This is a genomic window from Micromonospora sp. NBC_00421 (assembly GCF_036017915.1).
Lineage (GTDB): Bacteria > Actinomycetota > Actinomycetes > Mycobacteriales > Micromonosporaceae > Micromonospora.
Genome location: NZ_CP107929.1, coordinates 3479756 through 3492937, shown reverse-complemented (window position 1 = coordinate 3492937; position 13182 = coordinate 3479756). Strand labels below are relative to the sequence as shown.

Annotated in this window: 10 protein-coding genes and 3 pseudogenes; 8 read left to right on the top strand and 5 right to left on the bottom strand. The window is 72.4% G+C overall.

Annotated features, from left to right (window positions below):
• Window positions 1-147: 147 nt before the first annotated feature.
• On the top strand, window positions 148-744 hold the full coding sequence (locus tag OHQ87_RS14475; RefSeq protein ID WP_328348595.1) for a DUF1684 domain-containing protein: 597 nt from the start codon (window positions 148-150) through the stop codon (window positions 742-744).
• Between the two features lie 797 nt (window positions 745-1541).
• On the opposite strand, the gene OHQ87_RS14470 is transcribed toward OHQ87_RS14475, so the two are convergent.
• Window positions 1542-1811 (bottom strand): hypothetical protein, encoded by a 270-nt coding sequence (locus OHQ87_RS14470; protein ID WP_328348848.1) that lies wholly within the window; start codon window positions 1809-1811, stop codon window positions 1542-1544.
• A gap of 422 nt (window positions 1812-2233) precedes the next feature.
• Between OHQ87_RS14470 and OHQ87_RS14465 the strand changes: the two are divergent.
• Both OHQ87_RS14465 and OHQ87_RS14460 read left to right on the top strand, forming a co-directional pair.
• Window positions 2234-3002: pseudogene (locus tag OHQ87_RS14465) on the top strand (DUF5753 domain-containing protein).
• Window positions 2993-3184, top strand: a complete 192-nt coding sequence (locus tag OHQ87_RS14460) for a DUF397 domain-containing protein (RefSeq protein WP_328348594.1) — start codon at window positions 2993-2995, stop codon at window positions 3182-3184. The pseudogene OHQ87_RS14465 and the gene OHQ87_RS14460 overlap by 10 nt, the downstream one beginning before the upstream one ends.
• A gap of 162 nt (window positions 3185-3346) precedes the next feature.
• On the opposite strand, the gene OHQ87_RS14455 is transcribed toward OHQ87_RS14460, so the two are convergent.
• Window positions 3347-3934 carry a general stress protein gene (locus OHQ87_RS14455; protein ID WP_328348593.1) on the bottom strand — a complete coding sequence of 196 codons (588 nt, stop codon included), beginning with the start codon at window positions 3932-3934 and terminating at the stop codon, window positions 3347-3349.
• A gap of 219 nt (window positions 3935-4153) precedes the next feature.
• Between OHQ87_RS14455 and OHQ87_RS14450 the strand changes: the two are divergent.
• From OHQ87_RS14450 to OHQ87_RS14440, 3 genes and pseudogenes are all read left to right on the top strand, one after another.
• Window positions 4154-5917 (top strand): annotated as a pseudogene (locus OHQ87_RS14450) (glycoside hydrolase family 15 protein); the annotation flags it as partial.
• Window positions 5918-6042: 125 nt separating this feature from the next.
• Window positions 6043-6822 (top strand): SDR family oxidoreductase, encoded by a 780-nt coding sequence (locus tag OHQ87_RS14445; protein ID WP_328348592.1) that lies wholly within the window; start codon window positions 6043-6045, stop codon window positions 6820-6822.
• An 88-nt stretch (window positions 6823-6910) separates the two neighbouring features.
• Window positions 6911-7090 (top strand): annotated as a pseudogene (locus OHQ87_RS14440) (YfcE family phosphodiesterase); the annotation flags it as partial.
• A gap of 2 nt (window positions 7091-7092) precedes the next feature.
• Here the strand turns inward: OHQ87_RS14440 and OHQ87_RS14435 are convergent.
• Window positions 7093-7308: a DUF3072 domain-containing protein gene (locus OHQ87_RS14435; protein WP_328348591.1), complete on the bottom strand. Its 216-nt coding sequence runs from the start codon at window positions 7306-7308 to the stop codon at window positions 7093-7095.
• A 93-nt stretch (window positions 7309-7401) separates the two neighbouring features.
• Here OHQ87_RS14435 and OHQ87_RS14430 point away from each other — a divergent pair, with 93 nt between their 5' ends.
• On the top strand, window positions 7402-8349 hold the full coding sequence (locus OHQ87_RS14430; RefSeq protein ID WP_328348847.1) for an NAD(P)/FAD-dependent oxidoreductase: 948 nt from the start codon (window positions 7402-7404) through the stop codon (window positions 8347-8349).
• A gap of 158 nt (window positions 8350-8507) precedes the next feature.
• Here the strand turns inward: OHQ87_RS14430 and OHQ87_RS14425 are convergent, their stop codons facing one another.
• Both OHQ87_RS14425 and OHQ87_RS14420 read right to left on the bottom strand, forming a co-directional pair.
• Window positions 8508-9803 carry a cation:proton antiporter gene (locus tag OHQ87_RS14425; protein ID WP_328348590.1) on the bottom strand — a complete coding sequence of 432 codons (1296 nt, stop codon included), beginning with the start codon at window positions 9801-9803 and terminating at the stop codon, window positions 8508-8510.
• Between the two features lie 125 nt (window positions 9804-9928).
• Entirely contained in the window at window positions 9929-12055 is a 2127-nt protein-coding gene (locus OHQ87_RS14420; RefSeq protein ID WP_328348589.1) for an ATP-binding SpoIIE family protein phosphatase, read from the bottom strand.
• A 200-nt stretch (window positions 12056-12255) separates the two neighbouring features.
• Here OHQ87_RS14420 and OHQ87_RS14415 point away from each other — a divergent pair, with 200 nt between their 5' ends.
• A complete protein-coding gene (locus OHQ87_RS14415) occupies window positions 12256-13131 on the top strand; it encodes a mechanosensitive ion channel family protein (protein WP_328348588.1) in 876 nt (291 codons plus the stop codon).
• Window positions 13132-13182: the final 51 nt, after the last annotated feature.

Sequence of the window (13182 nt, the reverse complement as noted above, 5' to 3'; positions counted from 1 at the left end):
CCGCCCGCCCGCCCGCCGCCCGCTGCCCGCCCCGGTGATCAAGAGGTTCGTGTCACTTTTCGACGGAATGTTGACGTAAACCTCTTGATCACCGGGGATGGCGGGGATGGCCGGGGGTGGGACCGGGTGGCTGGTTAGGGTCGGTGGGTGGACGACCTTGATGTGCTCGACTGGCGGGAACGCACCGCGGCGCTGTACCTGTCCGACGCCGACCTGGTCGGTTTCCGGACGGGCCGTGACGAGTTGTTCCGGACCCATCCGGCCAGCCCGTTACCGGCGGGCGACCGGGCGGGCTTTCCCGGGCTGGGGTGGTTCCCGCCGGACTCGGGGGCGGTGGTCGAGGCCCCGCTGCGCCCCGCCTCGGGCACCGAGAGCATCGACACCGGCGGCCCGGACGGGGTGGTGCGCTACCGGCGGGTGGCGGTCGCCGAGACCCCGTGGGGGCCGTTGACCCTGTGGTGGATCGAGGCGTACGGCGGCGGACTGTTCGTGCCGGTCCGCGACGGCACGAGCGGCCGGGAGACGTACGGCGGTGGTCGGTACCTCACCGACACGGTCAAGGGGACCTTCGGTCGGGGCCTGACCGTGCTTCCCGGCCATCGGGTCCGGCTCGACCCGAACTACCTCTACAACCCCTCCTGCGCGATCAACAGTTCGTACGCGTGCCCTCTCGCACCCCCGGAGAACACGGTCGACGTGCCCATCCGGGCCGGTGAACTGGACTATCCCCGCCGCGACCGCTGACCCTCCACGTCCCCGCCTCACCCGCCCCGCCGCCCGCCGCCCGCCGCCCGCCCCGCCGCCCGCCGCCCGCCGCCCGCCGCAAGATCGTGCTCGATCCTGGTTGTCAACACCGTTGCGTTAACGCCGTGGGTGGCTGGTCAACCCGGGACAGGAAGTGCCCGATCGGGGAGCGGGGTGGGCCCGCTTGGCGATCATGGAGTGGTGGTGCCGACCTTGGGGGCTTTACGGGCGTTCTGTTACCCACCACAACTCCATGATCGGCGAGGCAGCGGTGGTTGACGAACAGCCGTTCCACCTAACGCAACGGTGCTGTCCACGATGTAGTGGCATCTGATCGTCACGAGGCAACTGCATCGTGGATAGAGCACGATCATGGCTGGTACCGACATGTCCACCCGTATCGCCGTACCAGGCTCGGGGTGGGTCGGACCGGCGGTGCCTTGCACTGGGAGCCGAGGAGTGTGCAGAGAAAGCGACCCGTCCCGGGTCGCTGCCCCGCCCGGAGACGGGCGTACGACCCGGCACGGGACCAATGGGGAGAGGAAGGTCAGCGGCCGGGTTGGCGGGTCCAGGTCAGGAATCGGTCGGTTACGTCCACGGGCCTGCCGCTGTCGACTTGCGTGAGATGGTCTTCCGCCGCCTCCTTCAGCTTCGACAGCAGGGTCAGCAGGCCCGGCCGGTCGTCGGCGTACGCCGCGAGGGGCGCGAGCTTCGCTTCCCCGCAAGCCACGGGTGGGCGTCGATCCGGCAGAGCCAGGTGGGTGGTAGTGGCGTGTGTCGGCCGGGAACCAGGTCGGTCACGTCACCACGACCTTTCGCGAGACCGGTCTGCGCGGAGCCGGTCGACGGGGCGAGGGCTCCAGGAGTGTGGCTCCGGACGGCATCAGGAACAGGGTCCGTCGGCGGACCGCGTCGCCGGCGGCGTCCAGCTCGTACGCGTCGATCCACAACCAACCGTCGTACGTGTGCCAGTCGGTCAGCACCCGGATCACCCGGACCGTGATCGGGCGGATGAACTGCACGCTCGCGGCGCGCGTCAGCTGGAGCACGTCGCCGGGGCGGATCATGTGCGGGGTCACCGGGCTAGCTCCTGTTCCAGCCGGCGGCCCAGCGGTGCCAGGGGACGGCGTTCGCCAGCCGGCCGGGGCCCCGCCACGGTGGGATGAACGGCCCGATCGGGCCGGGCACCGACGGGCGTGCCGGCGGTGGGTCGTCCTCAGGCTTCCGGCGCGGCTCGGGCGGCGGTGAGCTGTCGGGCTCCGGTGTGTCCGGCATGGTGCTCCCCTTCGTCGTGGCGGGTGGAAGGGGGGCCGCCTCCTGCCCCTCAACAAGAGACGGCCCCCGCAGCAGACACGGCCGGCGGGTGTCCCCGCCAACCGGCGGCGTCGCTCTGGGATCTACCTTGCCGAGTGTTGTGGACCGAACACATGGCGTTGCGATATGAAGGCAGACGTTCGGAACGTCCGGCCGGAACGTGGGAGGGAGCGGGATGAATCTGGCAGTCAAAGAGGCCATGGCGCAGACCGGGGAGACCGCCGAGAGCCTGGCAGCTCAGGTCGGGGTCGACCCGAAGACCGCAGCGAGGTGGGCACGCCACGGGAGCATCCCGCAGACCCGGCATCGCGCCAAGGTCGCGGCGGTTCTGGGCCGCGACGTTCTGGACCTCTGGCCGGATGCGCTGAAGCGCCACGAGCCTGTCTGGTTTCGACGATGGGCGGACATCGAACGCGAGGCGGTGGCGCTGCGGGGGTTCGAACTCGCGTGGGTCCCGGGGCTCCTGCAAACGGAAGCGTACGCGCGGGCGACGCTGGCGCTGGCGACACACGCCCCCGACGAGGTCGACGAGCTGGTGACGGCGCGGATGCAGCGGCAGGAGATTCTGCCACCGGCCACAGCCTCCGCTCGTCGTCGCGGTGATCGATGAGGCGGCCCTCCGGCGGCGCGCAGGACGCGACGGCAAGCTGATGCGCGAGCAGTGTGAGCACATCGCGGGCTGCGCCGAACTGCCGTGCGTGCAGGTGCACGTCGTGCCGCTCGACACGCCGATCTATCTGGGCATGGGCGGTCCGTTCGTGCTGGCCGAGCTGCCGGACGGTGCGCGTCTGGCGCACCAGGACGGTCCGGCCAGCGCACACATCACCGACGACGCGGCAGAGATCGCTAGCCTTGAACGGAGGTGGGCTCGCATAGTCGGCGAGGCCCTACCTCGGTCGCAGTCTCTCGACCTCATCAGGAAAGCGGTGGCGACATGGACATGACCGGCGCGCGGTGGCGTAAGAGCACGAAGAGCGGGGACAACGGCGGAAATTGCGTCGAGGTCGCCGACAATCTGCCCGGCGTCGTCCTGGTACGGGACACGAAGGACCGTGACGGTGGGACGCTGGCGTTCGCGCCGGGTGCGTGGCGGGGGTTCGTGGACTTCGCGAGGACGTCCCGCTAATCAGGAATCTCAAGGCCTCCGGTCGGCTGGGGCCATCTCGTCGCCCGAGTGACGGGTGCTCCCTGGCGTGTCGTGGCCGGGCTGCTCGCCCCGGTCAGGGGCCGCCGACGCGACCGCCGCCCCGGCGCTGGGCGCGTCGGGGCGGCGGCGGAGTCGGGTCGGTCAGCGGGCGGTGGCCCCGGTCGGGGTCAGGTGCATCCGGCCGAGCAGCTGCCGGGCCTGGTCGGCCCGGGCGGCGTCCACGGTGACCGCGTACTGGCCGGCCCGTAGCGAACTGGCCGAGGTGAAGTCGCGCTGGCCGCCGGACATGGCGTGCGCCACCGCGCCGAACACGGCACCCCAGATCGCGCCGATCACCAGCCCGACCAGGATCACCGCGAGCCAGCTGCCGACGGTGAAGATGCCGAACAGCAGGCCGATGAAGAGGCCGAACCACGCGCCGGTGCCGGCGCCCAGCAGAGCGGCGCGTCCCGTGGTGAGCCGGCCGAGCACCGTCTCCACCAGGGTGAGATTGGTCCCGACGATCGCCGTGTGCTCCACCGGGAACCGGTTGTCCGCCAGGTAGTCCACCACCCGCTGCGCGGACGGATAGTCCGGGTATGCGCCGATCGTCACCGCGGGCGCACCGGCCTGCGGGCCGTACCCGTCCCCCGGGGGCGTCGCCGGCCGTCCGGCCGGACCGGACGGGAGGTTGTCGCCGCCCGGCATCCCAGGTCGCCAGGTGGCGGTCGGGTTCGATGCTCTGGTCATGGCATCCTCCTTCGTCAACGACCGGCGTTCCCGCACGTCCGCCGGCCTAACACCGGGTGGTGCGGCAATGCGGTCCGGCAGCGCCGGGCCGGGCCGGGAGAACCAGGCCCGACTCGGCCGGGCTGGGCCGGGAGAACCAGGCCCGACTCGGCCGGGCCGGGCCGGGAGAACCAGGCCCGGCCGAGGAATGCGGCACGCGGTGCCCGGGTAACCCGGCCCGTGGACAGCGGACGGATCAGTGAGCACGGCTTCCTGGCCGACGGGCGCAGTGCCGCGCTGGTGGACCGGCAGGGCTCGGTCAACTGGTGGTGCCCCGCCCGGTTCGACGGCCCCTCGGTGTTCGGGCGGATCCTCGACGACCGGGCCGGTCACTGGACGATCGCGCCCGAGGGCGACGACGTGCGGGTGACCCGCTCCTATCTGGACGACACGCTGGTGTTGCGTACCGTCTTCCACACCGGCACCGGGTCGGTGGCGGTCACCGACGCCCTGGCGCTGGAGCCGGGCGCGCGCGGGCACGACATCGGCCTGCGCTCGCCCCGGGTGCTCGCCCGATTGGTCGAAGGGCTCTCCGGCGAGGTGCCGGTGCGGGTCGAGTTCGCACCCCGGTTCGAGTACGGCAGGGTCACCGCGTACCTGAGGCGGTCCGCCGGGGTGGTCGACGCGCGGGCCGGCGCCTGCCGGCTCAGCCTGCGCTCCGACGTGCCGTTGGCCTGCCGACACGGCGACGCCGTCGGCCGGGCGACGGTCCGGGCCGGGGACACCCTGCGGTTCACCCTCGGGTACGCCCCGACCTACGGCGGCGGTGATCCGGCGCTGCCCGACGCCGACCGGGCGGTGGCCGACGCGGTGGCCGGTTGGCGCTCCTGGGCCGACCTGCACGACTACCGGGGCCACTACCGCGACGAGGTACGGCGCAGCGCGATGGTGGTGCAGGGCATGACCTACCAGCCCAGCGGCGCGGTCGTCGCGGCGGCGACCACCTCGCTACCGGAACAACTCGGTGGCCCCCGCAACTACGACTACCGGTTCGTCTGGGTCCGCGACTTCAGCCTCACCCTCCAGGCGCTGTGGCGGTCGGCCTGCCCCGACGAGGCCGACAGGCAGTTCTCCTGGGTGGCACGGGCGATGGGCCGGATCGACGACGGCCGGGTGCCGATCATGTACGGCGTCGAGGGGGAGCGGGACCTCACCGAACACACCCTCGACCACCTGCGCGGGTACGCCGACAGCCGGCCCGTGATCGTCGGCAACGACGCGTGGAAACAACGGCAGAACGACGTGCTCGGCGAGATCCTCGACGCCGCCTGGTTGATGCGGCACTACCTGGACCCGATGTCGCCCGACGTGCGGCATCTGCTGTGCGCCCTGGCCGACCAGGCGGTGCGGGCCTGGCACCTGCCGGATTCCGGGATGTGGGAGACCCGTGACGCCGAACGGCACTACGTGTCGTCGAAGGTCCAGTGCTGGACGGCGTTGGACCGGGCGGTGCGCTTCGGTCCCCGGCTCGGCGACCCGGCCGACATCGAGCGTTGGGCGCGGGCCCGCGACGAGGTCCGCGCGGCGGTGCTGGAGCGGGGCTGGAACGACCGGCTGGGCGCGTACACCGGGGCCTTCGACTCCGACCGGTTGGACGCCTCGGTGCTGCTCATGCCGCTTGTCGGCTTCCTGCCGGCAGACGACCCGAGGATGCGTTCCACCATCGAGGTGGTGGAACGGCGGCTGTCCCACGACGGTCTGCTACGCCGTTGGGACGGTGACCCGGCCGGCTTCGTGATCTGCTCGTTCTGGTTGGCCAGCTGCCTGGCCCTGGCCGGCGAGCAGGAGCGGGCCGCCCGGTTGTTCGAGCAGCTCGCCGGGCGGGTCAACGACCTCGGCCTCTACGCCGAGCAGATCGACCAGTTCACCGGTGAGCAGTTGGGCAACTTCCCGCAGGCCTTCTCGCACATCGGCCTGATCAACGCGGCCGGGTTGCTCACCGACGTCGCCAAGCGACGGCACGAGGTTTCGGCGGACCGGCCACACCTCGTGGCGACCGGCGCCGATGTCGTGGCGACGTCGACGCGAGCCGTGCCGACCGGCACGGCACCGACGGAGGGAGCACGCTGATGAGCGGACGACTGAACGGCCGGACCGCCCTGATCACCGGTTCGGACTCGGGCATCGGGCAGGCCACCGCGATCGAGTTCGGCCGGGAGGGTGCCGACGTGGTGGTGCACTACCTGGACGACCACGCGGGCGCGAACCACACCCGGGCCGAGATCGAGAAGGCCGGCCGGCGGGCCGTGGTGGTACAGGGCGACATCAGCGTCGAGCACCAGGTCGAGGCGATGTTCGACGAGGCGCTGGCGGAGTTCGGCGTGTTGGACGTGCTGATGAACGACGCGGGGGTCGACGCCTCCGGCATCGGTGTGGCCGACCTGGACACCGAGACCTGGGACCGGTGCATCCGTACCAACCTGTACGGGATGTTCTTCTGCGCCCGGCGGTTCGTGCGGCACCGCCGTGACCAGGGCGGCGGTGGGAAGATGATCAATATCACCTCGATCCATCAGGAGGTGGCCCGGGCCGGTGGCGCGGACTACGACGCGAGCAAGGGCGGCATGCTCGAACTGGCCAAGAGCCTCGCCCTGGAGGTCGCCCCGATGCGGATGAACGTCAACAACATCGGGCCCGGGATGGTGCTCACCCCGTTCAACCAGCAGGCCATCGACGACCCGAACTACCTGGCGGAGCAGGTGCAGAGCATCCCGTGGAAGCGGGCCGCCGAACCGGCCGAGATCGCCAAACTGGCTGTCTTCCTGGCCAGCGACGACGCCGACTACGTGACCGGGTCGACGTACTTCATGGACGGCGGCCTGATGCAGAATCAGGGCCAGGGCGCCTGAGCCGACCGGCCGCGCCCGGCCCCGCTCCCGGAAGGCCCGCCCGATGCGGCTGCTCATGATCGCGGACACCCACCTGCCCCGTCGCGCACTGCTCGTCTTCCGCCACTCGCACATCCCGTGGGACAGCGTCGCACCGGGCGGCCTACGCCTGCTCAACCCCGGCTCACCCACCGACCGGCGGGCCCAGCCGTATGCCACGTACCTGACCGCCGGGGCGGCGGCGGGACAGCTCGACCGGGTCGTGCTGCACCGCCTGCCGCCCCGCTGAGGTCACCGGCCCCGGCCGGTCTCCTCCTGCAAGTCGTCGATCCGCCGGGACGCCTCCGCCTTGGTCAGGTCGTCCGGCACCTCCTCGCCGGCCTCCCGGGCGAGGGTGTGCAGGTACGACTCCTGGGCGGCGGTCGGCGGCTCGTCGCCGGTCACCCACTGCTCCGGGTCCTTGATCGCCCCACGTGGGTCGGGCTGCTGGTCGTTGCGGTCGGTCATCAGGTCACCTCTCCTCGAACAGCCGTGCCAATACCCCGCCGGTCGGGTCGTCATGCCGGTCGAGGCGCATACGATCAACAGGTGGACTCGGGTGTGATCGTGGTGGGTGCCGGCATCGCCGGGGTGGCCTGCGCCGGTGAGCTGGTGCGGGCGGGCGTACGGGTGGGGATCCGGGAACGGGGTCGGGTGGCCGGGGGCCGGATGGCGAGCAGACGCTTCGACGGTCGCCCGGTCGACCTGGGTGCGGCGTACCTGACCGCGGACGACCCCGGCTTCGTCGAGGTGGTCCGCCGCTGGCAGGCCGCCGGGCTGGTGCGGGAGTGGACCGACACCTTCGTCGCGTACGGCCCGGACGGCCGGCGGGAGGTGCCCGGACCGGTCCGCTGGGCCGCGCCGCGCGGCCTGCGGTCCCTGGTCGAGGAGCTGGCCCGGGAGCTACCGGTGACCGTCGACCGGTGGGTGTCGGGCGTCGGGCCGGGCCCGGTGGTGGACGGCGCGCCCGCCGCCGCGGTGGCGCTCTGCACGCCGGGTCCGCAGGCCGCCCTGCTGCTCGACCCGGCGCTGACCGGTGTCACCCGGGCCGCCGAAGGACAGCGGTGGTCACCGGTGCTCACCGGGGTGCTGCGCTTCCCCGACCGGCGGTGGGTCGACTTCCGGGGTGCCTTCGTCAACGCGCATCCGGTGCTCGCCCTGGTCTGCGACGACGGCGACCGGCGTGGCGACGACGCCCCGGTGCTGGTCGCGCACACCACGCCGGAGTTCGCCGCCGGCCACCTGGCCCAGCCCAGCGCTGCCGGGCCGGCGATCGAGGAGGCCGTCCGTGACCTGCTCGGCCTGCCGGACCCGGCCGAGCTGACCCACGTACACCGGTGGACGTACGCCCGCCCGGTCGAGTCGGCTCCGGACGGGACGTTCTATCTGGACGACGACCTGGTGGGGCTGGCCGGGGACGCCTTCGGCAAACCCCGGGTCCAGAGTGCCTGGCGCTCCGGCCGGGACCTGGGCCGGGAACTCGCCCGCCGACTCACCGCCGGTCGCTGACCCCGCCGCCGCGCTCTGTCGCTGACGTGGCCGATGTCCGGCGTTGTCGGCGGCTGGCGGGGCGGACGTGGTCGGCGGCCGACGTGGTCGGTGGCTGACGCTGCCGGTGGCTGACGCTGCCGGTCCCACCCGGCCGGGGCTCTGGTGCGGGATCCCCTTCAGCCCCGGGCGCCGTCCAGGGCCGGCTCGTCGCGTCGACCCTGCTCCGACGGGTCGGAGGTGCGTTCACCGGCCCGGTCCAGCAACTGCATCACCGGGGTCGCGGCCATCCCGTGCACCACCACCGAGACCACCACCACCAGGCCGACCGTCGCCCAGATCAGATCCGCCTGGGCGAAGTCCGCCTTGGTGGTGGCGTACGCCAGGTAGTAGAACGAGCCGACGCCCCGGATGCCGAACGACGAGATCACCCAGTGCTCGGCCGGTCGACCCGGCGCGCCACGCAGCGACAGCCAGCCGACCAGCGGTCGGATGACGAAGACCAGGGCCAGCCCGACGGTCGCCGCCTGCCAGGTGAGCGGGGCGAGCAGCCCGGTGATCACCGCGCCGCCGAAGAGCAGCAGCAGCAGGACGGTCAGCAGTCGCTCGGTCTGCTCGGCGAAGTCGTGCAGCACGGCGTGGAACTCGTGGGTCCGCTCGGCGGCCCGGATCGCCCGCGCGGCGACGAACACGGCCAGGAAGCCGTACCCGCCGACCACCTCCACCAGCCCGTACGCCAGGAAGGTGGCGGCCAGTGCGAGGAAGCCCTCGGCGTGCCGGGCCAGCCGCAGCTCGCTCGGGGCGCGGAAGAAGAGCTTGCCGAGCAGCCAGCCGATCAGCAGGCCACCGCCGACGCCGACGGCCAGCTTGTAGAGCACGTCGACGGTGAACCACTCGGTGAACCAGCCCGACGGGGCCAGCCCGGCGGTGGCGATCGCGATTGCCGCGTAGACGAACGGGAAGGCCAGGCCGTCGTTGAGGCCGGCCTCGGAGGTCAGCGCGAAGCGCACCTCGTCCTCGGAGTCCTCGGCGTCGGTGGGTTCGCCCACCTGGACGTCCGAGGCGAGCACCGGATCGGTCGGGGCGAGGGCCGCGCCGAGCAGCAGTGCGGCGGCCGGCACCAGACCCGCCCACCACCAGCCGAGCAGCGCCACCGCCGCGATGCAGATCGGCATCGCGATGGCCAGCAACCGCCAGGTGGAGGACCATCGTTTCCAGCTCAACGGTCTGTCGATCTTCAACCCGGCACCCATCAGCGCCACGATCACGCCGATCTCGGTCAGGTGGGTGGCGACCTGCGGGTAGCGCAACGGGTCCGGGGCGGGCAGGCCGATGGGCAGGGCGAAGACCAGCATCCCCAGGCCGAGGAACGCTATCGGCATGGACAGCGGGCGACGTTCCAGCAGCCGGGGGAGTACCCCCGCCAGCAGCGCCCCCGCGCCCACCAGCGCGAACTCGACATCGACCAGTTCCACCCCGACCACCTCTCACCCCCGCCACGAATGTGAGCGGGGGTGGGACTGTGCCCCGTGGATGGCAGGGCTAAGCGTGGGTGTCCGGCTTGTCCCATGGTCGGTGGGAAGGTGGCGCCGATCCGGGGTCAGCCGGCGGGCAGCAGGATCTCGAACCAGACTGTCGAGCCGCGTACGGTCGGGTCGGTGCCCCAGGCGTCGGAGAGCTGTTCGATCAGCCCGAGGCCACGGCCGCGGCTGCTCAGCGTGTCGGTCTGGGCCCGGGTCACCGTGCCCCGGGTGCCGGAGTCGGCGACGGACACCAGCAGCCGTTCCGGGCTGAGATCGATCTCCACCCGGGCGGCGGTGCCGGCGTGCAGCAGCGCGTTGGTGGTCAGCTCGCTTGTGCACAGCACCGCCGCGCCGATCACCGCCTCGGGCACCTGCCACTCGCCCAGCTGCGCCGTCATCCAGTGGCGTACCCGGCTCGGCGCGGTCGGCTCGGCCGGCATCTCCATCCCGGCGGACCGGCTCGGCTTGAGCGCGTGCTCCACCGCCAGCACCGCCACGTCGTCCTCGGTGGCGCCGGGCACGGCGCCGGTGGCGACCGCGCAGAGCGCCCGGGGGTCACCGCTGGCGGCCCCGGTCACCGCCGCCGCCAGCCCGGCCAGGCCGGTGGTGAGGCTCTGCCGTCGCCGTTCGACCACCCCGTCGCTGTAGAGCAGCAGGGTGTCGCCGGGGGCGAAGGGCACGATGGCGGTCGGGGGCCGGCAGCCCAGCCCCAGGGGTGCCCCGGTCGGCAGTTCGACGAAGGTGGCGGTGGCGACGCCGTCCGGCCCACTACGCCGGATCAACGGCGGGGGGTGGCCGGCGCTGGCCATGGTGATCTCCCCCCGGTCGGCGTCGACCACCCCGAAGACCACCGTCACGAAGAGTTCATGGGTGCCGGTCTCGGTGCCCAGGCTCGCCACCAGCCGGTCCAGGCCGGCCAGGACCGCGTCCGGGCGCGGATCGGTAAGCGCCAGCGCCCGCAGGGCCGCGCGTACCTGCCCCATCCGGGCTGCGGCCTGCACGTCGTGTCCGGCGACGTCGCCGAGCACCACACCCAGGTCGCCGGAGGGCAGCAGGAAGGCGTCGTAGAAGTCACCACCGGCGGCGTTACCGTCGACACCCGGGTCGTACCGGGCGGCGATGCGCAGCCGGGGCAGCGCCGGCAACTGCTCCGGGAGCATGCTGCGTTGCAGCAGTTGGGCGGTGCCGTGCTGGGTCTCGAACCGGCGGGCCCGCTCCGCCGCCTGGCCGACCAGTTCGGCCGAGGCGGCCAGCAGCGCCCGTTCCGCCGCCGACCAGCCGTGCGGGGCCTGGTAGCCCACGGCCAGGCCACCCCGGATCACCGACGAGCGCAGCGGCACCGCGGCCAGCGAGCGGATCTTCTGGTCGTGCCGGTCGACCGCGATGTCCCGCAGCGGTTGGCCGTCCCCCGCGAAGAAGGGCACCCCGCTGCGGGCACCGACCACCACCGGAGCGGTGGTGTCCGCCGGGACCGGCCGCCACAGCGGGGGCAGCCGCTCGTCGGCCTCGTCGAGCAGTTCACCCCGGATCCGCCGGACCAGCCGCCAGGCGGGACCGTCGTCGACCGCGAAGGACACCTGGTCGGCGTCGAAGGAGTGCAGCGCGTAGCGCAGCGTCACCCGGGCCACGTCGTCCAGGGTGAGGGTGCCCGACAGGGCTGCGGCGAAATCGGACAGGCTCTGCAACTGCTGGGTGAGTTGAGTGGTCTGGGCGGCGACGGTGAGCACGCCGACGGTCCGGCCGGTGCTGTCGCGGACCGGGGAGTGGCCACGGGTGAAAACCGCGTGTTCACCGGTGGCGGCGGTGTGCTGGTGGATCGGGAGCACCGACTCCTTCTGGAGGAACGACTCGCCGTGCCGGTAGGCCCGTTCGATCACCTCACCGACACCGGGGGCGTGCCACAGGTCGGCGTAGACCTCGGGGGCCGGGCGGCCCATCGCGCCGGGGTGCCGGTCGCCGATCACCTCGGCGTACGCCTGGTTGTAGAGCAGGACGAAGTCGTCGCCGTAGTGCAGCGCCATCGGGACGGGACAGGACAGGATCACGTCGACCAGCACGCGGACCGCCACATCCCAGCCCTGCTGTGGGCCGAGCGGGGTGTCGGCCCACGGGTGGGCCCGTACGGCCGCCACCACCGGTGAGACCCCGGCCGGTCCCGGTACGGGGGCTGGTGACGTCGGGGCCCGCCCGACCGTGCCTGGCATGTCCGCAGCCTATCCGGCTCCGCCCCGGGCCGAACGGATCGTGTCCCGCGCAGCCGGGCCGGCGTCGTTGCCGAAGATGTTCGTGCAGGTCAGGGGCCTTTTCTAAAGACATGTCGGGAAAATCCGTACGGGTTCTGCGGCGTGCTGCCGCGGCGGACGGGTAACCGGGCGGCGCAGTCCATTGGACAGGGAGGGACATCATGCCGGAAACCCTTGCGGTCAGGCAGGTCGACATCGGTAGCGCCTTGACCGACATGTGGCGCTCGGTGCTGCTCTTCGTGCCGCGGGCCATCGCATTCATCGTCATCCTCGTGGTGGGCTGGCTCATCGCCCGCGCGGTACTCAAGATCGTGGACGCGGCGCTGGAACGGGTGGGCTTCGACCGGGCGGTCGAACGGGGCGGGATCAGACGCGCGTTGGAACGGACCAGGTACGACGCCAGTGACATCCTGGCCCGACTCGCGTACTACGCGGTGCTGCTGTTCACCCTGCAGTTCGCCTTCGGGGTGTGGGGGCCCAACGCGATCAGCGACCTCATCCGAGGGGTGGTGGCCTGGCTGCCGCGGGCGTTCATCGCGATCGTCATCGTGGTCGTCGCCGCCGCGATCGCCAACGCCGTCCGGGACCTGGTCTCCGGAGCGCTCGGCGGCCTGTCGTACGGCAAGGTGCTGGCCGACGTGACGGCCATCTTCATCCTGGCGCTCGGGGTGATCGCCGCACTGAACCAGGTCGGCATCGCCACCACGGTCACCACGCCGGTCCTGATCGCGGTGCTCGCCACCGTGGCCGGCATCCTGATCGTCGGCGTCGGCGGCGGTCTGGTGAAGCCGATGCAGTCCCGCTGGGACGGCTGGCTGGACCGGGCGGCCGAGGAGTCGCGGGCGGTCCAGGAGCACCGGCGGGCCCGTGCGGCCGGACAGGGCGACATGAACCGGCAGATGGCCGACCGGGGCGGCGAGCGGACGCAGGCCATGCCGCGCGTCGACGAGGCCCGGACGATGGCCGGCGGCCGGGGCACCTACCAGTCGGGAGCCCCCGGCGACGAGACCCAGCAGTTCGGCCGTCCGGGCAGCTGAGTCGGCACGTACCACCGGGAAGGGTGTCCGCGCGACGCGGGCGCCCTCCCG